Origin of the sequence: Photobacterium gaetbulicola (assembly GCF_003025515.1) — a bacterium.
In the GTDB taxonomy this organism is placed as follows: domain Bacteria; phylum Pseudomonadota; class Gammaproteobacteria; order Enterobacterales; family Vibrionaceae; genus Photobacterium; species Photobacterium gaetbulicola.
On the sequence record NZ_PYME01000001.1, the window covers coordinates 306,549 to 328,331 of the forward strand.

The following is a 21,783-nucleotide window of genomic DNA, read 5'->3' on the forward strand; positions in this document are numbered from 1 at the left end:
ATTTGATACGGCGCATGGGCGAGAACTAACATGACTGCATGGAGAGTCACAATGTTTGAAATTGATCTTACTGACTTTGAACTAAACGAAGATGAGTTCTGGAATGAGTATCAGCAAGACTTGGAGTTTGCTGACTGGAGTGAGTCTGATAATTTTGATGAATATGAATACGTCGATGATCAAGTAGGGTAGGCATATTCCTTCCAACAGAACAGGCATCTGGATTTTACTGCCTGTTCTGTTCAATACAATAAGGCTTAGTGTCGAGTCATGTTTGGTTGGCTTTTGTTTTTAGCGCTTCGTTTTGACTGCTGAACCATTGGTTTATCGGTCGCCAAACAACATCGAACATCGACTTGTACCAAGGCGCTTCCTCTACTTGCTTGGTTGCCAGTAACGGTTGTTCAGCGATAACGACCTCATCGATGTACCAGATAACTCTACCGACCTCTTGCCCTTTGTCGACAGGGGCTTCTAGGTTGTCGTAGATAATTGCATAGTCTACGTTCTTTCTTTGGCGCCGAGGTATAGTGACCTTACCGCCAGAGCCAACTTCAACCTCGATACTTGAGGGGCTGCCGTACCAGACACGCAGTGGCTGCAGCTCTTCTTTGCTGAAATTCGGTTCGATGTCCTGGTAGAAGCGAAATCCCCATGTCAGAAGCTTTTTACTTTCAGTGCGGCGTACAGTGGCACTTTGAGTACCCAAGACAACGGCAATTAGCCGTTGTCCATTTTGTTGTGCGGAAGACACGAGGCTGTAGCCGGCCTGTTTGGTGTAGCCAGTTTTCACGCCATCAACATTGATCGTCGTGTCCCAGAGCAATGCGTTGCGGTTGCCTTGTTTTATTTTACCGAAGGTGAATGACTTTTCTTTGAATAGCGGGTACATATCCGGTAAATCACTGATCAATGACTTTGATAGCAAGGCCATGTCATAAGCGGTAGTTTGCTGTTCAGCTGAATCTAACCCATGAGGATTGGTGAAGTAAGTATCTTTCATACCGACTTTTTCGGCATAGCGGTTCATCATTTCGATAAATGCAGTTTGGTGGCCGGCAACGTGCTCCGCTAGTGCTACCGTAGCATCATTACCCGATGAAATAATGACACCCCGGTTGAGGTCGTCCACAGAGACTTGGTCACCTACATTGAGAAACATTTTCGATGACCCTGGGAATTTCTTACCCCATGCATTTTCACTGATGATGACCATGTCGTCCGATGTGATATGGCCAGACTTGATTTCTTGGCCAACAATATAGCTGGTCATGATTTTTACTAGGCTTGCGGGGGCATGGGGCGCATGGATATTTTCACCAGCAATGACTTGCCCTGTGTCGTAACTCATTAAAATCCATGACTTGGCTTGAATGTCAGGAGGGGAAGGGTGGATTTCTGCATGACTTAGCGATGTCATTACCAGTGCAAGTGCATAACAAGCGATGTGGTGGCATGTTTTATTAAAGGAAGAAAGTGTCATCGGAACTCACCCTGTCTCTACTACATGGTTGCACTTTTCAGCATAGTAAATAAATACCATGAAGGACTAACTTGATACCGGAAGGGAAGAGACTTTTGTATGAATCTCACCGGTGAGATTCAAAGGGAGTCGCACTCGTCCAGGTCGTTATCGCTGTTATTCGGGGCTCGGATAACCGGGCCGAAAGAGAGATGTTGGCTTTTTCCATCTTATTTAACCAACACTCAATAATATCCATATAGCTTTCACCTTACTGCGCAGAGTGACAGTATTCAGTGCTACTTTAAATGGATATTCATAAAAACAACAAACAAAGCAGAAAAATGCGCGGTGCTTGATGTTTTTTTGTTGGAAATCAGATGCATCTCACGTATGTTTGTTTGGTGTTAACTATGTGTTGTGGTTGTTGTTGTCTTATTGGATTACTTCACGTAAATGCTGTCAAGGAATGTGTAGACTAATTTAGATTAATCACTCAGGGAGTTGAGTAGCAAATGAAACTGTTACGAGTAAGTATGATGTTGGGGGCAACCGTGACAGCCCTGTTGGCAGGAGGCAGCGCTTTTGCTGCAGTACCAGGGGCCGATTTAACTCAGTCGACGGTTGGTTACGCATCATTGCTAATTTTTGGTCTAGCGTATTGCTTGGTAATGGGGGAAGAGTATCTTCAGCTGCGAAAGTCTAAGCCGGTATTGTTGGCCGCAGGTTTAATATGGTTAATGATTGGCTTTGTCTATCAGCAGCAGGGGCAGATCGAGTTGGCCAAAGCGGCCCTAGAACACAATTTGCTGGAATATGCAGAGCTATTACTGTTTTTGCTGGTTGCAATGACTTACATCAGTGCGATGGAAGAGCGGCGTCTATTCGATGCCCTCCAAGCCTGGATGGTAAGCAAAGGCTTTAACTTCAGGAGCCTGTTTTGGCTTACCGGGTTCTTGTCCTTTATGATCTCTCCTATCGCCGATAACCTGACTACGGCTTTGCTGATGTGTGCAGTTGTGATGAAAGTGGGGGGTAGCAATTTACGTTTTATCAACATAGCGTGTATTAACATCGTTGTGGCTGCCAATGCGGGTGGGGCATTTAGTCCATTTGGTGATATTACAACGTTAATGGTTTGGCAGGCTGGATTAGTTACCTTTACCCAGTTTATCGACTTGTTTATCCCATCATTGGTCAATTATCTTGTTCCGGCGTTTATTATGTCGCTCTTTGTCCCTAAAACGAGGCCAAACACGACCAGTGAGTACGTAGAGCTGAAACGTGGTGCAAGGCGAATTGTTCTTCTATTTATCCTGACGATTGCAACAGCAGTTGGTTTTCATGCCTGGGTCCACTTCCCACCGGTTATTGGGATGATGATGGGGTTGGCTTATCTGCAGTTCTTTGGTTTCTTCCTGCGTAAGACATTGAAGCGTTCACTCGAAAAGAAAACTGCATTGGCGATAGCTAACCAGGATGAAGAAGCGCTGAAACGAATAGGTTCTGTGGTGCCTTTTGATGTTTTTAAGCGTGTTTCTCATGCCGAGTGGGATACGCTGTTGTTTTTCTATGGTGTTGTAATGTGCGTGGGGGGCTTGAGCCTATTGGGTTACCTGGGCATGGTGTCTGAGGTGATGTATTCCCAGTGGAACCCTGTGTGGGCGAATATCATGGTCGGTATACTCTCGGCAATAGTCGATAATATCCCGGTTATGTTTGCGGTCTTGACAATGCAACCCGAGCTCTCATTGGGCAACTGGCTGCTAGTTACCTTAACCGCCGGGGTTGGCGGGAGTTTGCTGTCGATTGGCTCTGCGGCCGGCGTTGCTCTGATGGGAGCCGCTCACGGTAAATATACTTTCTTCGGACATTTGAGGTGGATGCCGGTTATTGCATTGGGCTATGTGGCGAGTATTATTTGCCACTTGTTACTGAACAACCATTTGTTCTAAGTGGTAACGCTTAAATGCTTGTTAAGAAAAGAATTTGAATGAAAAACGTTCAACTTTGACGTGTTAACAAATAGAAAGTGTGTAGAACATCACTAAAGAAAAAATGAAATGCGGGCCCAGCAACTGCTGGGCTTTTTTTTGGGTAATTGTCGTGCTTAACTAGATGTATACGAAGGTATGTCAGAGGATTGGCGTATGAAAAAATACGGATGTTTCATTGTGAGTGCGACTGTGCTCTTTACGGGTTCTTTGGCCCATGCGATGGATTTGGACACCTTGTTCAGGGTCCCCAGCGTTAAATTGGCTATCGCCAAGTCCAACGGAAATATCGATATTACCAAGCGAGAAGAGTTTAACGATATCCCGTTTAATTCCTCAAATTCGGTCACCCCGGTTATTTCTCTGATGCAGTCACCATACTATTTCTCGGAGTCAACTCGCTGGGGGTACCATACAGAGCTGTCCGCTAGCTATTTTGATCTCGATTATGATGACGACGATGATGATCAATTCGTTGGCGGGAACTATAAGGGCTATTCGGTTGGTTTAACGCCAGTACTGTTTTACCAGTTTGGTGACCGAAAGTTATGCTCTACATGTAAAAGTTGGCGTTTCGAGCTAGGGGCAGGGGTCCACTACATTAATGCAGATGGCAAACTGAAGAATGCTGACAATAGCCAGATAGACTTTGATTCGTCGGGGTTTGGTTTCAATTCCCATCTTGGGGCTGTACTTAACTACAAAAACTGGGAGCTGGGGCTGCGTATTGTGGCACCGACCAGATTAGATGATGCCGGTATCAAGGTTGAGCATGGGTTATCGTCAATAAGCTTTGGCTACCGCTTCTAGGTCGGCCAATGACGACAAAGCGCCTATTTGAGCTGCGAAATAGGCGCTTCATATTGGGTCTGCGTTGCTATTTGAGTTGTTTCAGTGCTAATTCAAGTTCAGATAAAAAGGTGTCGATATCTTCGCGACTGATATCGATATGGGTGACCAACCGCATTGGATTCCCCGGCGTAATAATAATCCCCTTCTCCTTCAAGATATCGGCGAGTTGCCGTTGATCGAGAGCTGGATCTACTTTAGCAAAAACAATATTGGTCTGTACCCTATCGGACTTCACCGAAAAACCAGGCAGGTGGTTCAGGCCCTCGGCAAGCTTCTTGGCGTTGGCGTGGTCATCGGCTAAACGGGCGACATGCTCGGTCAAGGCGATCTTTGCGGCCGCCGCCAAAATACCCGCTTGGCGCATACCGCCCCCCAAGACTTTTCGCCAGCGGCGTACTCGAGCAATAAAGGCCTTGTCGCCAAGGACGAGAGAGCCAACCGGTGCACCCAATCCTTTGGACAAACAAACTGTCATAGAATCAAAGTACTGACTGATCTGTTTGATATCCACGTTCAGAGCGGTGGCAGCATTGTAGACTCGGGCGCCGTCTAAATGCAGCTTGAGATTATGTTTATTCACAAACTCTCTGGCTTCAGCCATATAGGAAAGCGGTAAGACTTTACCGTTGATGGTATTTTCCAGACTAAGCAAGCGGGTACGGGCGAAATGCGCGTCGTCGGGTTTTATTGCGGCCGCAAGCTTGGCGAAAGGAATTGTGCCATCCTTTTCATTCTCTATGGGCTGAGGTTGGATTGACCCGAGAACGGCTGCACCGCCTCCTTCAAACATATAGTTATGCGCTTGTTGGCCGCATAGATATTCATCACCTCGCTCACAGTGGGCCATCAGCGACAGTAAATTGGCTTGTGTACCGGAACTGCAAAACAGAGCACTTTCAAAACCATGTCGCTCTGCTGCCCACACTTCAAGATCATTGACGGTCGGATCATCACCGTAGACGTCATCGCCAACAGGAGCGGTAGCCATCGCCTCGCGCATGGCCTGGCTTGGGTGGGTTACAGTATCAGAACGAAAATCTATCATGGTTACTTCCTTGGTTTATTCTGTTTGGCCCATTGGGTATTTTCATGGGGTATATCACTTTGCCAGAAACGGGACCGAGTGAATAGAAATCTGTGCCATGATTTTTCTCAATTGGCTAAAATTTGATACCGAGCAAGAAAATGAATGAATAATTGTTGTTAATTCGTGAATTTTCATTTGGCACTTTCGGTTTTAGCTAGAATTAGTAATGTAGAGATTGGGGGCGCTGCTTGCAGCGTTATTCGGCAACTTGCATTTTAAGTTTGCTGTAGCAGAAGAAATCATGGCATAAGCCAGATGGGAGGCTGTCATATGTTGGCTGAACATAGACATTTCACTTTACCTGGTGAATCAAGACTTCATGCAGATGTTACAGTAAGTCCTGTAGGGGAGCTTGAAGTTAATATCCTCGAGCAGAATAGCCATTTAAGCGGTGAATTTGACCAGCTGTATTTCTATTCTGAAGGAAAGAAAACTGAACTTGTTTGCAAAGATCAGATCAAGAGAGACGATGTTAAATGGCACCTATCTTTAGCGAGCGATGATGCAAGAGAGCTCGCCAAACTGATAGAGCTTGCTGAAGAAGAATATGAAATTCTGATGCGGGATCTGTAGTTACCCTGTAACTTAATTGGTCTGGCAATGGTTAGTAAAATCCTGCTGTTTAAGCAGGATTTTTATTTCTGAAGGCATGAATTAGCTTTGGCTCAGAAGGTGCGTAATCACATCGATAATCTGTAGGTATCGTTTCGCCAGTGGGCGGTGCTGTTTTCTCAGTAGATAAAGCTCTTGTCTGACTGTTTTTGGAAGCGGGAGAGTTTTGATTTTGTCTTGGTTGCTAAACTGGCTAACAGCCTTCTCGGGTAACACGGTAAAACCGAGACCTTCAGATACAGGAAGCAATATCTGGTTGAGCTGATTAATATAACCCGTTTTTTTTATTTTATTGAAATCAAAATGGCTATCACTGTAGTTTGCCAAGTGCACCTGCTGTAGGTAATGCTTGCCGTCAGGGTGGTCAATAAATCCGAATGAATATAAGGCGTCTTTTGATAATTGATCTTCCGGATAGTCTGCCGGCACCACAACGCATAATGCTTCCTGGCCGATTTGGTGTTGGTCGAAATATTGGTCGTCAACCGAATGGGTCACGATACCAATATCAAACTGGCCGTTTTTGATCCCTTCGAGAATTCTATGATTCGGCGCTGATTCCAGGTGTATACTGATTGCCTGATGTTTTTGCTGATGTTTGAGAAAATGGGGATAGAGAAACATCGCCAGCGAACCAGAACAAGCCAAGTGGCATTCGCCACAGAAAGGGTCATCGGTTAATAATTCGCCCAATAGCTGTTTTTCATCTTCTTGGCGTTTTACGCCGTATCGATAGAGTTGCTGGCCAGCAGGTGTCAGCTCAAATCTTTTACCGATACGTTTAATTAACGGCGTTCCGGCTTGCTCCTCGAGTTTTTTAATATGTTGGCTGACGCCAGGTTGGGTCATGAAGAGTCTTTCTGCAGTCTGAGTGAAGTGGCCGACTTCAACCAAGGTAATAAATGTATGGAGCCATTGGGTATTTAGCATGGCAAGCAAGGTACTGTTTTAATATCTGTGTAAAAGATTAGTACCATCGGAGTATGAATGTCGTCAAGCAGATACCATTGGCGAGGTATCTGCCTGCTTTAGGATGTGCTTTACCTTTACAACCGTTTGAGCCCCATCTGATAGACTGAGCAGACATCATTGCTGTCGTTGAGTAGAGTAATGTTAGCTTTATAGCCCGCGGCAAGCTTGCCGTATTGGTGATCGATACCTGCGGCTTTCGCAGGGTAGAGGCTTGCCATGCGAAGTGCTTCTTCTCTGCTTAGGCCGACATGTTGGATTAGGTTTTTAACCCCTTCAATCATGGTGATTGCAGCCCCTGCAATCGTCCCGTCAGCATAATGGCATTTACCATCCGTCACATACGCTGTGGTTCCAGCCATGTCATATTCCATCATATCGGTTCCAGCTGGAGCAACGGCATCTGTCACCATGAATAGTTTATCGCCCAGTAGTTGGTGTGCGATACGAACAGAGGCGTATGAAGAGTGAATACCATCGACAATAATGCCCGCATGCGGTTTCTTGTCGAAGATATAGCCCACGGCACCGGGTTCACGAGAACCCAGGGGCGTCATCGCGTTATACAAGTGGGTCGCCATCTTCAAATGATGCTTGCAGCTAAGCTGGTGGTAGTTGGCATTGGTATGACCGAGTGACACCGTGATACCAGCATTGTCGAGGATATCAATGACAGTTTGCGAAGTGTTTTCTGGCGCAAGGGTAACGACGGAGATATGTTTGGCATTATCGGCTAGGTAGTGCGCGGTTAGCTCATCAAGAATGCGAATATGATTTTCATCGTGGGCCCCTTTTTTTTCTTTACTAATAAAAGGCCCCTCAAGGTGCAGCCCGATGATACCTTCACTTTCAGGATCGTCGATTGTCGAGACAAGGTCTACCGCCTGGCACATGGTTTCATGCTTACTGGTGATCAGTGTGGGCAAATACTGGGTTGTTCCATTTTGGAGGTTGGTTTGATTCATGGTGTCGAGCGTACGCTTAGAGATGTCAACATTGAGCATCACACCACCACAGCCGTTAAGCTGCAGGTCGATAAAACCAGCAGTAGCCGTTAGACCCCGGCCGTTATGGGTGTTGGCCGGCAGGCTGGCATTTTCCATTGGGACAATAGCTTCAATGGTATCGCCATTAACAATAATGGCTTGGTTTTCAAGGGTAACATGGCCGTTAAAAACATTGATGTTTGTGATAGCGTACATAGGCGTCCCAACTCTTGAGCTTGTATAGGATAAGTGAAAGCGTAACCATGCGAATAAGCAAATTTAGGTAACGCAGGCTAACTTATTTTTATTTAAAAAATAAGTTAGAGTAATAGGTGCCGTTTGTCAATGGTATGCAAGCTATTAGTGAGAGCTGATGCGTCATAATTTTCAGTTTTCGGATTCAGTTGCTTGATTTATCCTTGTCACGCATTGATAGGAGAGCATATGTCGCCGAAAACGATTTTTGCCAGCGTTGCATTGGTTATTGCGCTGGGTTCATTAGAGAAAAGTATTGTCACAACGCCGTTGCCAATCATTGGAGAAGAATTGGGAGCCGGGCAGGCGCTAACTTGGGTCGTGACAGCCTACCTGTTGGCGGCTACGGCAGTATTGCCAGTATATGGCAAGTTGAGTGATATTTTTGGCCGGGTAAAGATGCTGAATATCAGTGTTGCTCTGTTCCTGTTGGGCTCTGTAGCTTGTGCGCTTGCCCAAGAACTACCAACACTTGTTGCGGCAAGGGTATTGCAGGGGATCGGTGGCGGTGGTCTTATTGCGCTGGCGTTTACTGTGATTGCGGACTGTATCCCGGCCCGTGAAGTGGGCAAATATCAAGGCTATATTTCGGCAGTTTACGCCGCATCGAGCATTGCAGGTCCGTTGCTGGGAGGCTATTTTGCTGAACACTTGAGCTGGCGCTGGGTGTTCTGGATCAATCTCCCACTTGGTGCAGTAGCGCTGTGGATGATCAATACCAACCTCAAACACCTGAGCAAAGGCCGTGACAGCCGATTTGATTGGGCAGGAGCCGGTCTGTTGATGACCATCACTACCTTGTTGCTGTTACTGGTGTCACCCGATATATCTATCAGCCGCATCGGATTAATTTGTGCCACAGCTTTTTCTATTTTGCTGTTTATTATTGTGGAAAAGCGCATAGCAGATCCAATTTTGCCTGCACGTTTGTTTACACTCCCCGGATATCTGATCAGTGTAATACTGATCATGTGCTCGCAGTTGTTAATGTTTGCCGTGCTGGTTTACTTACCCCTTCAGATGCAATGGCAGCATGGCACAAGTGCTTCGGCCAGTGGACTTATTATGATGGTCTTTATGATGAGTATTACCAGTGGTGCTTATCTGGGTGGTAAGCGAATCGCCAAAACGGGCTTTTATAAGTCTTTGGTCGTGCTGGGTTTTGGGATGTCTGTCGTCGCTGTTTTTCTATTGTACCAAGGGGTACTGGTGACTGTGGCACTCGCTGTTGCAGGGCTTGGCCTCGGGCTGACATTGCCAAGTTTAAATGTTGTGGTTCAAAATGTATTGCCGCCTCATGATAGAGGTATTGGATTATCGATGTTTGGTTATGGGCGTGAGTTTGGTGGCGCCATCGGTGTTGCCTTTTGTGCTACTTTGTTCCATATCAAAGTACCGGTGCTGGTGGGAGAGGGAAGCGCCGAGGGCCTTTCTCAATTCGATCCGTCAGTCTTGGGACAAGGTTTTACCATGACCTATGGCGGTTTAGTGGTGGTGGCGCTAGTTTCGTGGCTCGTCGCCATTGTATGCCTAAAGGCCCAACCGTTGTCTTCTGATGTGGTCAAGCCAAAACGTTCATACAAGCCGAGAAATGTGAAATAGGTAACCGACAAAAGGTATGACAATTATCTGCCCAGTTCGTATTTTAGCTGGGCTTTTTTGTGGACAAATTATTGCTGTCAGGCACAATACGCCGCCTTACGTTTTAAAAAACGTCACTAGAATGACGGCGAGGTGAGTTATGGCTTGGTTTGAGTGGCCATTTATTCTTTCAAGTGTTTTAACCCAAATGGCTATTGGTGCATTTATTGTCCTTGGCACGGTGCTGCTCAGCGGCAAACTATGTTTCGGTCAGGCCGATCGACTTCACAGAACGATGCCGGTTTTATGGTTGATGTTATTTGGTGCACTGTTACTGCGAGAGCTCAATATGATGCTCTCTGATACTGCTGATGGATACCGCATTGGAACAGAGGCGCTGCTTGCGATTACATTCTTTGCCGCGGCGTTGTTGTATTGGTTTGTCGAAAAAACACTCGTTGGCTCAGAGCGATTCAGACAGTTGTGCCTGGGCCTTGCTGCTCTCATTGGCGTTGGGTACTTGGTAAATGGCCTGGTGGTGAGAAGCGAGCAATGGCTGGTGGCATCGCATTTTATGGCGACGACGTTTTGCGGTGGTACTTTGCTGGCGCATGCCTGTTTGATCCGTGCAAAACATAAAGTGGATGAGCTTAATACTGTTTTACCTCGCATTGGTGCGCTCGCCGCACTTGCCTGCTTACTGACCGGGTTGCCACAACTTGGTGAGCTATCCAGTCAAATTGAAGCCGGTGGGGCAATCATGCCGTTTGTGTCACAAGTGGCCAGTCTCGGCTTGCTATTGGCTGCCGTGGGTGTTTGGTATATGCCTATTGTGACAAAAAGCAAACCGGTGATGAGTGTGATGACTTTTGCGTTGGTCCTGAGCGGGATCTCATCCTACTTTGCCGGCGTTGGATACTAAGGCTTTGCATACCCAGATGTAAAAAACGCGGTACATAGGTACCGCGTTTTTTTATGCAGTGCTGCGTCTTTACTTTACAACGCTAAGTATCTCTTTGAAGCGGTCGCCTTCAGCGACTTCTTGCAACTCGAAAATCAGCATCTCGGCAGTGGTGAGAGATGCCCCGAATTGCTGCATCTTCTCTAGGGCTACCTGCTTGTTTGTTGGGTGTCGAGAAGATACCGCGTCGGCAACGACTTCAACATGGTAGTCAGCTTCAAGCAGCTGACGTACGGTCTGGTATACGCAAATATGTGCTTCAATACCGACTACCACAACATTCTTACAGCCAGCCTCTGCTAGTGCTTCGATAAATTTTGGCTCGCGGTAACAGCTGAAACTATTTTTGGCGATTGGTGTGTGATCGTGAAGGTGATCGGAAATCTGCGGGATGGTTGGTCCCAACTTGTGAGGGATTTGTTCTACCCAGATTATCGGGATTTCAAGAACCTTAGCGCCTTTGACTACGGTTTCTAGGTTCTTGAAAAGCGCATCTCGGCCGTCCATGATTTGGGCAAGTTTGCCTTGGACATCAACTATCACCAGTGCGGTATCGTTTATTGTAAGCATATGAATATCCAATCTTTAATTGAGCTTATAACCTTATCGGAAATTTCCCTTGATTGACAATATCGCCATCGCAATTTTTCTAATCCCGTTGTTTGTATCCAGAGTATTCAATACCTGCCAGCTGCGCCATATCATGATGCCATGTGGCTAAATCGTCTTGGTTGAATTGATTGAGATGGTGGTGGCCACATGCCCGAGCCATGACCTGCATTAGTTCGGTGGAAGCGGTGAGGAAGTTGGCGAGTTTAGTTGCCGCGATATTCGGGTCGAGCTTCTTACGCAGTTCAGGGTTCTGCGTTGCAATGCCAGCCGGGCAGTTATTGGTGTTGCAAATTCTGGCCCCGACACACCCGATGGCTTGCATCGCACTGTTTGCAAGGGCGATACCGTCGGCCCCCAGAGCCATGGCTTTAATAAAATCGGTTGGGGTCCGCAGTCCGCCGGTGATTATCAGGGTGACGTCGCCAGTCATACCTTGCTTGTCAAGGAAGTATCTGGCCCGGGCGAGGGCTGGTATGGTCGGGACACTGATATGATCACGGAATATCTCCGGTGCGGCGCCGGTACCGCCGCCACGGCCATCGAGAATGATGTAATCGGCACCGGCTTCGAGTGCAAATCCCATGTCCCTTTCGATATGGTTGGCGCTGAGTTTGAAACCAATGGGGATACCACCGGTGATCACCCGGACATTATCGGCGAATGCGGCAAAGTCGCGTGGCGTTTTGAGATCTTTGAATGTGGGGGGAGAGATAGCGTCGGTACCTTCTTCGAGGCAGCGGGTTTTGGCGATCTTGCCGATGTTTTTCACCGCAGGCAAGTGCCCGCCTGTACCCGTTTTAGCGCCTTGTCCGCCTTTAAAATGGAAGGCCTGTACCTTTTTCAACAGGCCCTCATGGTAACCAAACATTGCACTGGCTAATTCATAGAAATAACGGCTGTTCGCTTGTTGCTCTTCAGCGAGCATGCCTCCTTCACCGGAACAAATCCCCGTGCCGACTAATTCTGCTCCCATCGCAAGCGCGGTTTTGGCTTCTTCGGAGAGGGCGCCAAAGCTCATATCGGAGACAAACAAGGGAATATTGAGCACCAGCGGTTTCTTGGCCTTCGGCCCTATGACCAACTCGGTGCCGACTTTGGCATCTTCCATCAGTGGTTTGTTGGCCATCTGGGCAACCATAATTTGGATATCGTCCCAGTCGGGGAGTTTATATCTAGGCACGCCCATTGCCGTCATAGTTCCATGGTTCCCAAGATTATTAAGTCCTTCGCGGGCTAGTTGGTGAATATATTCGACATTGGGCTCTTCCTTGGTTGCTTTCGCTGTTGGGAGCTCATTATTGCCCGATGTTGCGCCAGGTCCCTCTTTGCCGATATCGTCTTGGCTGAATTGTTGGTGGGTGCCATCACAAAAGGGGGCATTAGCAGTATGCTTGCAGGCACAGAGAAAGGCATCTCCGTCTTTATCTGCTTTGAAGCTCATTGGCTTAAAATCAGTCGTCTGGTGTGAGCCATCGCAGAAAGGTTGCTTGGCTGAACGACCGCAAGTGCAGAAATAGTAGGTTTGTCCTTTTTTCAATGTGACTTTAGCTGGTTTGTTATTGCTAATGACAGGCTTACTCATTTCGCACTCCACGGTCCACGGGCAAGAAGTATGCACAAAGTATGGGAGAGGATAGGCGTATTTGCATCCACGGGGCAGGCAGTAAGGTGCACTATTCCATCGGGGGATGATAGGATTTTGCGTAATTCACAAAAGGGATTTAACCTTTTGTAACGGTCATCTACTTTACAGTTGACTCATTTCACGGAACAATGCAGATGTTTACGTTTAGATAACTTTGTAAAATATTATGACGGAAAAGAAAGCTAGCCCTCTTAACGATTTGATTTTCAATGTCATTGTACCTTCAGTTGTACTAATGAAGCTTAGTGGTGACGAGTACCTTGGTTCTGTAGGCGCTCTTTTGGTCGCCTTGGCTTTTCCGGTTGTACTGGGTGGCTATGAGCTGATCAAGTACAAAAAGTTTAATTTTATTTCTCTGTTGGGTTTTATCAGTGTTTTACTCACTGGCGGCATAGGCCTACTTCAGCTCGATCCAAAATGGTTGGCCGTAAAAGAAGCCCTGATCCCTGGCCTGATTGGGGTTGCGGTATTTGTCTCAACCTTTACTAAATATCCGGTTGTCAGCAAGATGCTATTTAATGACACGGTACTCAATCTGCCATTGATCAACCAAAAGTTGAATGAGTTTGGCCGAAAGAGTGACTTTGACCGTCGCTTGCTTACCTCAAACTATTTGTTTGCCGGAACCTTCGTATTCTCATCTGTGATGAACTACGTGCTGGCCAAAATGATTGTCACTAGCCCGGCAGGTACCCAAGCATTTAACGAAGAGTTGGGTCGACTGACTTTGGTTAGCTATCCGGCTATTGCCATTCCATCTATGCTGATGATGATGGGGATATTCTTCTACATGTGGCGTCAGATCCGTCAGATGACACATTTGGAAACAGCAGATATTCTAAAGACAGAGCAATAATTAACCCTTCGTTCAAAGAAGCCGGCAGTCATATGCTGGCTTTTTTTGTGCTTATAGAACAGCGGTATTGGTTGAACTGCGATAGACGTGTATAGTTCAGGCCAAGAGCGATTGCTTAGATTTTAAAGGCTGGGACAGTAAACTGGTTTGGGTGGCGCTGCTCTATCAGCTAAGAAACAATGAGGTATACCATGGCACAAACAGCCCATGCGCTTCACATCTTGGTGAAGCACAAAGAACAAGCTGAAGACATCATGAAGCAGCTAAAGCAAGGTAAGAAGTTTGCAGACCTTGCACGTAAACACTCCACTTGTCCATCTGGCAAAAAGGGGGGTGACTTAGGGGAGTTCCGTAAAGGTCAGATGGTTCCGCAATTCGACCGAGCAGTCTTCCAAGGTGAAACGATCACTCCTCAACTAGTGAAGACCAAGTTCGGTTGGCATATTGTAAAGGTACTTTGGCGAACCTAGTCATTCAAGAGTTAAGTAAAAGCCCATCGCTGTTAGACTGTGGTGGGCTTTTTTCTACGCGCAATTATTCTTGTTTCGGTTTGTGCGGAAAGTTGATGACCGAGTTTTCGTCTTTCCGTGTATCTGTCAATTTTAAAATGGCTGCATAGTAGTATCTGACCAGGGTGATCCAAAGTATTGTTGCTATACAGCCAACTAAGACCAAGCTGCCGGCCACTTGAGTGTGAGGTGACAATAGCAGCAATGTTGAAGTAGCCAAGCCTACGGTAAGAAGTCCCAACAATGGTTTGAAAGTCAGTTCGAAGAACGCTCTTAGGTGGTAGAAAAAAAGATAAACGGCCTGTTTAGTTTGCATAGCTTCTCTCCTTTTCCTGAAATTATAAAATAACATACCATTAACATTCTTCGTTGGCAGCATTTTTTAGATAATTTCATGGCGTAGGAACTTCTTCTTCCAGTTGGGAGCGATGCGCCGAAAGTGGGTCAGGGCATTTTGATTCCAACCGCTTGAGGGTCTCCCCCTTTAAGGTCATGTCTTGAGCGATATCGGGGTATAAATGGTGGAAGGATTCAAGGCAAAGTCTTGAAGCATTGATCACAGCCATCATTTCATCTTGCGATTGAGTCACTTTTGCGAGATCGCCGGAGATCTGTGCGCCTAAGAGCTGTTTGAGTGCTTTTTCAGCCTGCTGATATGGTGCCTCGAGACACAGGCAGATTTCATCAGTGGCTTTTTCCAGTTGATTGTCTGGTTGCGAGGAATAGGAAAAGAACCCGAGAAGAAACAGGATATTGACATTGCCTATCATACAGCCCCCTCTCAGAATAATCTGAGTAAGTATATACCCAAGCCAATATGGTGGGGGCGGTTCAGGAAAAAATTTTTAATTACAGATATATCACGATAGGCGCTGCTACGGATCCTCAGGGCAGGTTTGATTGTTATCAAACGCTATAGGTAGCTCCGAGCATTTTTCGCCGCGAATGAACTGGTTAAAAACATTGTCGTTGCTGCCATTTTTGATAAACCAATGAAAGCCATAGCCTTCAGATAGCCAAAGCTGGAGGTGAGGCTGGCGGAACAGGAGGTAGCTCTTGTATTGCGACACATCGACATAGAAATCATTGGTTAGGGATTCTAGTGGGCCTGGAGGCTTGATACCAAGCTTGGCTTTATCCGATGGGCTGAGAACCCAATAGAAGTACTCTGGATAATTGATCACGGTGATTAAAAATGGCAGCTTACTTTGGGGTTTCATTATTGCCCTGCCGCCACGGAAGGAGGTAGCAATGTATTCGCTTTGATTGCTATTTGGCCTGTAATTAATTGAGGTGAAAAGCCAAGTTGAATCATTGACTTGATTGACGAAGTGGTGAGAAAGATTGGTATTGAAATCGCCATCTTCAAGAAAAATATTGTAAGACTTAACGCCCGATTGCAGGTTAGTGTTGTCTTTGAGCACATTCATTGCTGCTAGGGGCGGTATTTGCGGTAGATATTGATCCAGTAGCTGCCATAGGGTATTTAATTCTGAATGCTTGAAGCTAATTGCATGCGCGGTATCAATATCACAGCCGTTAGGTGTTTTGGTACAAAGAGCAATAGAGAATTCTTCGTCCAGCTTATGAATGAACATAAGAGTGTTGGTGAGATTGGTAGGTTTGAAAAAGAGTGCGGTGGTTTGAAGTAGGGAATCAAAATCATCCTGCTTCATTGATAAGAATATAAAGGTATTATTCTTTTTGTCATTGATTAGCTTGTATTTGTAATCAATTGTCCTGTCTGCGGTAAAATAAACGGCAAACAATGCGCAAACGGCCAATAACAAGCTGATGAGAATATATGGTTTGGCCTGCTTTTTACGTTTTTTGGCGGGCGGCTTTGGAATACTGGTGACAGAGTGGAGTTGCTCTCGAGTTAGGAAACGTTTGATCTTGATTTTATAACCTAAGCGGGGAACCAGCTCTATCACTTGGCCGACTTTCTCTTCCTTGAGTTTGATGCGCAGTGTACGAATCGTCTGGAAGAGCGATGTCTCAGCCACCTCTTTTCTTGCCCAACCTGCTGCGATTAACTCTTCTTTGCTGACCATCTTGGGTGATAGGGTTATGAGTTTGTATAGCACGCCTTTTTCCGCTCTGTTGAGAGAGAGGTTACCAGCAGATGTGAATAGTGTTTTTTTTTGACAGTCGAAGAAAAAGTCTTCTGAAATGTGTGCTATGTGGGCCGAAGCGTTAACTTTCTCAGACATGAATTGCACTCAAAGTCATAATGGCTTAAAAAAATAATATTGTTCTTATTGTATAATTATAGATATAACTATCTATATAACTTGAGGATTTTGCCATACATTATAGTGTTCGACCACTTAAAATTCATTTAATACGATCTATTCATTGCAAAGTGATACTGAGACATTTTAACTTTTAAAAAAAGAGAAGTGTCTCTTTTATGCGACGACTGGAAATTTCGCACATTCGGATTGCTAAAGCTAACTACACTCCATACAAAGCCACATTGAAGTTATAGAGATATAAGTGGCAAGAAATATTTGGGGGCATTATGTTTGCGTTAGTCAAGAGATCACCTTCTTGTCTGCCCATAATATATACCGTATTTTTCGTAACATCTGGTACTGCTGTAGGATCCGACTTATTTGATGGGTCCTTCACGGAGAAAATATCAGAGGAAGTCGATACGGCAATGGCAGAAATCAAAGGGTTAGCCAGTCAAGTCCGTGGTGATAAGATAGATAAGAAATACCGCGCATTAAATAATCACTCTGCGTCAGCAGGTATGAAGCATGCAGGATACAGCAGTCGAAGCTCATCGGTGAATGTTCCTCTTTACAACAGTGATCCTTTTTCATCTTACATGCCACCAGGACTTCCAGAGCATGCCATCTCTGATTCCGGGGTCTTTGGTGATGGGCAGCATTCTCAAGTTGCAGGCTATATTCGCGTTGATAATACAATTCTTGCCGATAGTGCATCGTTCAAAAAGTCATCTGAACAAGATCATAATGGTTATTCACTAACGCTAGGAGGAGATTACTTATACCAAAACCATTATCTGTTTGGGTTAACTTTGGGTTTACCCTTTTATAAGCCTATGGCTGAGGATAGTGATACGGAGATTGATGGTTTAATCGCTTCTGGCTACTTTAGCTACTTTAAAGATTCATGGTTTATCGACTTTAACGCGAGCTATGCTGTGATGGATACGGATATTGAACGGCAGGTAACTCTATATACTGATCCTGTGGTCAACAATGCCAATGAAGCTGATTCAGATATTTGGGTGTTCTCTTTGGGGGCAGGTTATATCTTTGACTATGACTATTTGCAGTTAGCGCTTGAAAGCAGCCTGCAATACACCTTGTCAGATCCAGACCGTTACGATGAGAGGCTCTCTCTAACGAATTCAAGTTATCTATTCTCCAAGATCGACGACGTAGAAGCTCTGGAATCGACGATGTTGATCTCAGGTCTGAGCATCTCGTACCCATTTAGAACACCATTTGGTGTATTTCAACCTTATGCGAAGGGCTATTTACATTACGATATAGACAGTGGCAAAGAGCGGATCATCTCCCAGCTGAAATCAAATTACTCGGGTAGCATCTTACCTATCGTCGTAGAGTCTCATGATGACGTATATGGAAGGGTGCATATCGGTATTTCCGGCGCGTTGGGTAGGGATTGGTACGGCTATGCAGAAGCCAGTCAGTTGTTATGGCACGATGATTTATCGGCCTATACCATCTCCGTAGGACTGAGCATGGCGCTTGATTAAATGTTAGTAGCAAACTTACAGCAATTATCCAATGGAAATTGGTTTTAATCACATATTATTCGCCCGGCCTTTGCCGGGCTTTGATTTTATTCGTGAGGCATGTAAGGTTTTGTGCATAAAATTGGATTTTGTTTGTACACTACAAACAGTGACATACAGTCAAAAAATATAACTTGTTGTTAATAAACTACATTTTAGTGCTTTTGATCACAGAATGCAGAGCCTAATATTCAGTATCGTTCCCGCCATAATTAAAACTCAAATTTTATACTTCCCCCAATAAAATTATGAGTATAAAGGGAAAAATCTCGTGAACTTTAATCTATCAACGGTTGCAAAAGCCGTGATCCCACTGTGTTCTGCATTTGTTATTGTTGGCTGTAATAGCTCGTCGTCCTCAACGGATGGCAAGTTTGATACAACCAATCCACCAACTATTGATATTGAACTACCGGAGACAGATGGACCTATCGCTTACCTACCGCAGAGTGGGTCGGTCGCAGAACCTATAAAGGCAGGTGATGATGAGGCCGTGATATATATGGTGGCACGAAATGGTGCGGCGAAGGCACTGTCATCGTTTGAGAATTACAGCCTTCATGTATGGAATAATGACACCTGTGATAGAGCCGCGAAGGAAAGTTCGGGTTGGGACGACAAATCTATTGCCCCGGAAGGCGAAGATGAATATGGCCCGTACTGGAAACTGCCACTTAAAAGTGGGAAAACCGATTGTATTAATTTCATCATTCGTGATGGGAACCTAAGCAACTTGTCAGGCAGTGATGCAAAACTTGATTTCAACCAAATCAAGGATCGAACAGCCTCTTATGTGTCGGGTAGCAATCAGGCGTACGATGATCGCGGGGATGCCTATGTGCTACTGTTCGGTGTCGCTAATGCAGAAGCCCATCTAGTTGAAGGGCATACCTTGATTTGGGACGGGGTCGAATCAGCGGATGAGGTACGTCTTTATGTCCAGCTTGATGGTGGTTTTGCGCCTGACAGCGAAAATCAGTATGACGCTGATTATATTGTCCTGGAACCAACAGTTCTTAGCGCGGATGTAAAAGCAAAATTCCCTCATCTGGCAAACAAACCTGCTTATTCAATCGATCGTGCTATCGATATGCGCCCGGTCATGAAAGCGGAATTGGCGGCGATAGCGGTCGATGAGGACGGATTGGTACTCAGTGGTACCAAAGTTCAATCTGCGGGGGCGTTTGATCAACTATTTGCCAATGCGGCTGCTAACGTTGAACTTGGTGCTGTGATTGATGGTAGCGAAACGCAGTTCAATGTGTGGGCGCCGTCTGCACAGAATGTGGTGACCGTTCTTTTTGATGAAAACAAGGAAGAACTGGGTCGCCTGCAGATGGATTACGATGAAACTTCTGGGGTGTGGTCGCTAGTAACAGATAAAGCCCCCAATGGTACTTACTTCCGCTATCTGGTTGATGTCTTCCATCCGGTGTCAGGCGCAGTAGAAAGCTACCAGGTAACGGATCCGTATTCGCTGAGCTTGTCGATGAACTCGGAATACAGCCAGGTAATTGATCTTAATGATCCTGCTCTCAAGCCTCAAGGGTGGGATGATCTTCAAAGACCGATTGACCAAACAAACCCATCACAGTTTGTGATCTACGAGTCCCACGTGCGTGATTTTTCTGCCCAGGATGAATCTACCCCGGACAATGCCCGTGGCAAGTTTATTGCCTTTATGCAGCCTGACTCGGTACCGGTCAAGCATTTAAAATCATTGAGTGAAAGTGGTGTCACCCACCTTCATTTGTTGCCAATTTTCGATATTGCCACCATCAACGAAAACCCTGATGAAGCCGCGAATATTGAAGAGTCGTTTAGCAAGCTATGTGAAGTTAATACGGCGGTGAAGTCTTCTAAGTTTGCCAAATACTGCTCTTCGGGGCTGACCATTGCCGAAGCTCTTGAGGAAGTGAAGCAGGACGATACTAAAGAGAACCCGGCTGTTCAGGAGTTGAACCGTTTCGTTTCGGATGTCGATGGCTTCAACTGGGGTTACGACCCATTCCATTATACAGTGCCTGAGGGGTCGTACTCGACCAACCCGGATGGCCCGCAGCGCATCAAAGAGCTGCGAGAGGCTGTGATGGCGATCAAGCAAGATATCGGTATGAATGTGGTCATGGACGTGGTCTACAATCATACTAATTCCGCGGGCCCAGAGCAGCGTACCTCAGTACTCGATAAGCTTGTGCCATGGTATTACCAGCGCTTGAATCCGGTAACCGGTAATGTTGAAAACTCGACTTGTTGTTCCAATACCGCACCTGAGCGGGCGATGTTTGAGAAATTGATCAGCGACTCGCTAGTGGTGTGGTCGCGCGATTACAAGATCGATTCATTCCGCTTTGATTTGATGGGCCATCACCCACTTGATCAGATGCAGCGTTCGCTACTCGAAGTCCAGAAGGTTGATCCGAATACATACTTCTACGGTGAGGGGTGGAACTTCGGTGAAGTCGGCAATGACGCACTGTTTGTCCAGGCGACCCAACCGAACCTAGGGGGAACCGGTATCGGTAGCTTCTCTGACCGTCTGCGTGATGCTGTCCGTGGTGGTAGTCCATTCGACAGCAAAGAGGGGATCCGCAAAACACAGGGCTTTGGTAACGGTGCTTTTGTTCAGAAAAACGAAATCAGTGATGTGACCAAAGCGCAAGCCTTACATCTTGCCGATCTGACTCGCCTGGGCATGGCCGGTAACCTCAAAGACTTCAAAATGATTGATTCAACCGGCACCATTATCCGCGGCGATGAGTTGGACTACAATGGTCAACCAGCAGGCTATGCGGTCGATCCAACGGAGATCCAAAACTACGTCTCTAAACACGATAACCAAACCTTGTGGGATAACAACCAGTATAAGATTGGTTACAGTGTCAGCACAGAAGACCGTGTACGTATGCAGGCTGTATCTCTTGCGACAGCGATGCTGGGACAGGGCATGCCGTTTACCCACATGGGTTCTGAGCTGCTGCGTTCCAAGTCAATGCAGCGTGACTCTTATGATTCTGGTGACTGGTACAACTTGGTTGATTTCACCCTGAACGACAACAACTGGGACAAGGGCTTGCCTCGCAAGGATAAAGACGGCGACAACTACGATCTGATTGAAGAGGTCATTACCTCTGCCGGTCTGAACGCCAAGCCGACTCCTGCGGATATGGCAGCCATGGTTGAGTACTTCAAAGAGCTGGCCTTGCTGCGGAAATCATACCCGTTGATTACCTTGGGTACGGGTGCGGAAGTGAACAAGCGTGTTGATTTCCACAATACCGGCAGTGATCAAACCGCGGGTCTGATCGTGATGTCTATTGATAACGGTACCGCTGCGGGGACAGATCTGGATAGCAGCCTTGATGGTCTGGTCATTGTGATTAACGCGACCAACGTATCACAGGATATCAAGTGGGCAACGGATTTGACCTTAAGCCCGTACCACAAATCGGCGCTAGCATCACAGACCACTGTTGCTGCTGATGGTGATGGTGTTGTGGCAAGCGTCCCGGCCTGGACTCCGGCTGTGTTCGAAATACCTCGCTCAACTGGTGTTCGTGGTCAGGGGATTCCGGTGACAGCGAAGCCAGCGAAATAATCACACTT

General features: G+C 46.2%; 19 protein-coding genes. 10 read left to right on the top strand and 9 right to left on the bottom strand.

Going from position 1 to position 21,783, the window contains the following annotated elements; translation table 11 throughout:
- Positions 1–30 precede the first annotated feature (30 nt).
- The gene (locus C9J03_RS26570) at positions 31–192 is read left to right on the top strand and encodes a hypothetical protein (protein ID WP_156149924.1); all 162 of its coding nucleotides are present in this window, start codon (positions 31–33) and stop codon (positions 190–192) included.
- A 76-nt stretch (positions 193–268) separates the two neighbouring features.
- Here the strand turns inward: C9J03_RS26570 and C9J03_RS01230 are convergent, their stop codons facing one another.
- Entirely contained in the window at positions 269–1,483 is a 1,215-nt protein-coding gene (locus C9J03_RS01230; RefSeq protein WP_044621017.1) for a D-alanyl-D-alanine carboxypeptidase family protein, read from the bottom strand.
- Positions 1,484–2,001: 518 nt separating this feature from the next.
- Here C9J03_RS01230 and nhaD point away from each other — a divergent pair.
- Both nhaD and C9J03_RS01240 read left to right on the top strand, forming a co-directional pair.
- Entirely contained in the window at positions 2,002–3,417 is a 1,416-nt protein-coding gene (nhaD, locus tag C9J03_RS01235; protein ID WP_044621888.1) for a sodium:proton antiporter NhaD, read from the top strand.
- Positions 3,418–3,612: 195 nt separating this feature from the next.
- Positions 3,613–4,266: a hypothetical protein gene (locus C9J03_RS01240; RefSeq protein WP_052829609.1), complete on the top strand. Its 654-nt coding sequence runs from the start codon at positions 3,613–3,615 to the stop codon at positions 4,264–4,266.
- 67 nt (positions 4,267–4,333) lie between these two features.
- Here the strand turns inward: C9J03_RS01240 and ltaE are convergent, their stop codons facing one another.
- Complete coding sequence (gene ltaE / locus C9J03_RS01245) at positions 4,334–5,350, bottom strand: low-specificity L-threonine aldolase (protein WP_197078581.1); 1,017 nt, start codon at positions 5,348–5,350, stop codon at positions 4,334–4,336.
- A gap of 315 nt (positions 5,351–5,665) precedes the next feature.
- On the opposite strand from ltaE, the gene C9J03_RS01250 reads away from it, so the two are divergent.
- Positions 5,666–5,968 carry a hypothetical protein gene (locus C9J03_RS01250; protein WP_044621019.1) on the top strand — a complete coding sequence of 101 codons (303 nt, stop codon included), beginning with the start codon at positions 5,666–5,668 and terminating at the stop codon, positions 5,966–5,968.
- An 81-nt stretch (positions 5,969–6,049) separates the two neighbouring features.
- On the opposite strand, the gene C9J03_RS01255 is transcribed toward C9J03_RS01250, so the two are convergent.
- Together C9J03_RS01255 and nagA are read right to left on the bottom strand one after the other, a co-directional pair.
- Positions 6,050–6,937 (bottom strand): LysR family transcriptional regulator, encoded by an 888-nt coding sequence (locus tag C9J03_RS01255; protein WP_044621020.1) that lies wholly within the window; start codon positions 6,935–6,937, stop codon positions 6,050–6,052.
- Positions 6,938–7,053: 116 nt separating this feature from the next.
- A complete protein-coding gene (gene nagA / locus C9J03_RS01260) occupies positions 7,054–8,178 on the bottom strand; it encodes an N-acetylglucosamine-6-phosphate deacetylase (RefSeq protein ID WP_044621021.1) in 1,125 nt (374 codons plus the stop codon).
- A gap of 228 nt (positions 8,179–8,406) precedes the next feature.
- On the opposite strand from nagA, the gene C9J03_RS01265 reads away from it, so the two are divergent.
- Together C9J03_RS01265 and C9J03_RS01270 are read left to right on the top strand one after the other, a co-directional pair.
- Complete coding sequence (locus C9J03_RS01265; protein WP_044621022.1) at positions 8,407–9,819, top strand: MDR family MFS transporter; 1,413 nt, start codon at positions 8,407–8,409, stop codon at positions 9,817–9,819.
- Between the two features lie 139 nt (positions 9,820–9,958).
- Entirely contained in the window at positions 9,959–10,720 is a 762-nt protein-coding gene (locus tag C9J03_RS01270; RefSeq protein WP_044621023.1) for a DmsC/YnfH family molybdoenzyme membrane anchor subunit, read from the top strand.
- Positions 10,721–10,789: 69 nt separating this feature from the next.
- Here the strand turns inward: C9J03_RS01270 and C9J03_RS01275 are convergent, their stop codons facing one another.
- The gene (locus tag C9J03_RS01275) at positions 10,790–11,329 is read right to left on the bottom strand and encodes a hydrolase (protein ID WP_044621024.1); all 540 of its coding nucleotides are present in this window, start codon (positions 11,327–11,329) and stop codon (positions 10,790–10,792) included.
- A gap of 79 nt (positions 11,330–11,408) precedes the next feature.
- Positions 11,409–12,953, bottom strand: coding sequence for a glutamate synthase-related protein (locus C9J03_RS01280; RefSeq protein ID WP_044621025.1), 1,545 nt, complete (start codon positions 12,951–12,953; stop codon positions 11,409–11,411).
- Between the two features lie 229 nt (positions 12,954–13,182).
- Between C9J03_RS01280 and C9J03_RS01285 the strand changes: the two genes are divergently transcribed.
- Both C9J03_RS01285 and C9J03_RS01290 read left to right on the top strand, forming a co-directional pair.
- On the top strand, positions 13,183–13,872 hold the full coding sequence (locus C9J03_RS01285) for a VC0807 family protein (protein ID WP_044621026.1): 690 nt from the start codon (positions 13,183–13,185) through the stop codon (positions 13,870–13,872).
- 191 nt (positions 13,873–14,063) lie between these two features.
- Positions 14,064–14,342 carry a peptidylprolyl isomerase gene (locus tag C9J03_RS01290; RefSeq protein WP_039465876.1) on the top strand — a complete coding sequence of 93 codons (279 nt, stop codon included), beginning with the start codon at positions 14,064–14,066 and terminating at the stop codon, positions 14,340–14,342.
- 64 nt (positions 14,343–14,406) lie between these two features.
- Here C9J03_RS01290 and C9J03_RS01295 read toward each other — a convergent pair whose 3' ends face one another.
- From C9J03_RS01295 to C9J03_RS01305, 3 genes are all read right to left on the bottom strand, one after another.
- Entirely contained in the window at positions 14,407–14,697 is a 291-nt protein-coding gene (locus C9J03_RS01295; protein WP_044621027.1) for a hypothetical protein, read from the bottom strand.
- A 76-nt stretch (positions 14,698–14,773) separates the two neighbouring features.
- A complete protein-coding gene (locus tag C9J03_RS01300; RefSeq protein ID WP_044621028.1) occupies positions 14,774–15,151 on the bottom strand; it encodes a hypothetical protein in 378 nt (125 codons plus the stop codon).
- A 105-nt stretch (positions 15,152–15,256) separates the two neighbouring features.
- A complete protein-coding gene (locus C9J03_RS01305; RefSeq protein ID WP_044621029.1) occupies positions 15,257–16,594 on the bottom strand; it encodes a winged helix-turn-helix domain-containing protein in 1,338 nt (445 codons plus the stop codon).
- Positions 16,595–17,046: 452 nt separating this feature from the next.
- Between C9J03_RS01305 and C9J03_RS01310 the strand changes: the two genes are divergently transcribed.
- Positions 17,047–18,138, top strand: coding sequence for an autotransporter outer membrane beta-barrel domain-containing protein (locus C9J03_RS01310; protein WP_052829610.1), 1,092 nt, complete (start codon positions 17,047–17,049; stop codon positions 18,136–18,138).
- A gap of 310 nt (positions 18,139–18,448) precedes the next feature.
- Entirely contained in the window at positions 18,449–21,775 is a 3,327-nt protein-coding gene (gene pulA, locus C9J03_RS01315; protein ID WP_044621030.1) for a pullulanase-type alpha-1,6-glucosidase, read from the top strand.
- Positions 21,776–21,783: the final 8 nt, after the last annotated feature.

What these genes read in the sequence shown, in the direction of transcription:
- C9J03_RS01265 (WP_044621022.1), top strand. Translation starts at nt 8,407, where the DNA reads ATGTCGCCGAAAACGATTTTTGCCAGCGTTGCATTGGTTATTGCGCTG.
- C9J03_RS01275 (WP_044621024.1), bottom strand. Translation starts at nt 11,329, where the DNA reads ATGCTTACAATAAACGATACCGCACTGGTGATAGTTGATGTCCAAGGC.
- C9J03_RS01270 (WP_044621023.1), top strand. Translation starts at nt 9,959, where the DNA reads ATGGCTTGGTTTGAGTGGCCATTTATTCTTTCAAGTGTTTTAACCCAA.
- C9J03_RS01250 (WP_044621019.1), top strand. Translation starts at nt 5,666, where the DNA reads ATGTTGGCTGAACATAGACATTTCACTTTACCTGGTGAATCAAGACTT.
- C9J03_RS01305 (WP_044621029.1), bottom strand. Translation starts at nt 16,594, where the DNA reads ATGTCTGAGAAAGTTAACGCTTCGGCCCACATAGCACACATTTCAGAA.
- C9J03_RS26570 (WP_156149924.1), top strand. Translation starts at nt 31, where the DNA reads ATGACTGCATGGAGAGTCACAATGTTTGAAATTGATCTTACTGACTTT.
- nhaD (WP_044621888.1), top strand. Translation starts at nt 2,002, where the DNA reads ATGTTGGGGGCAACCGTGACAGCCCTGTTGGCAGGAGGCAGCGCTTTT.
- C9J03_RS01255 (WP_044621020.1), bottom strand. Translation starts at nt 6,937, where the DNA reads ATGCTAAATACCCAATGGCTCCATACATTTATTACCTTGGTTGAAGTC.
- C9J03_RS01300 (WP_044621028.1), bottom strand. Translation starts at nt 15,151, where the DNA reads ATGATAGGCAATGTCAATATCCTGTTTCTTCTCGGGTTCTTTTCCTAT.
- C9J03_RS01290 (WP_039465876.1), top strand. Translation starts at nt 14,064, where the DNA reads ATGGCACAAACAGCCCATGCGCTTCACATCTTGGTGAAGCACAAAGAA.
- nagA (WP_044621021.1), bottom strand. Translation starts at nt 8,178, where the DNA reads ATGTACGCTATCACAAACATCAATGTTTTTAACGGCCATGTTACCCTT.
- C9J03_RS01285 (WP_044621026.1), top strand. Translation starts at nt 13,183, where the DNA reads ATGACGGAAAAGAAAGCTAGCCCTCTTAACGATTTGATTTTCAATGTC.
- C9J03_RS01280 (WP_044621025.1), bottom strand. Translation starts at nt 12,953, where the DNA reads ATGAGTAAGCCTGTCATTAGCAATAACAAACCAGCTAAAGTCACATTG.
- C9J03_RS01230 (WP_044621017.1), bottom strand. Translation starts at nt 1,483, where the DNA reads ATGACACTTTCTTCCTTTAATAAAACATGCCACCACATCGCTTGTTAT.
- C9J03_RS01240 (WP_052829609.1), top strand. Translation starts at nt 3,613, where the DNA reads ATGAAAAAATACGGATGTTTCATTGTGAGTGCGACTGTGCTCTTTACG.
- C9J03_RS01295 (WP_044621027.1), bottom strand. Translation starts at nt 14,697, where the DNA reads ATGCAAACTAAACAGGCCGTTTATCTTTTTTTCTACCACCTAAGAGCG.
- C9J03_RS01310 (WP_052829610.1), top strand. Translation starts at nt 17,047, where the DNA reads ATGGCAGAAATCAAAGGGTTAGCCAGTCAAGTCCGTGGTGATAAGATA.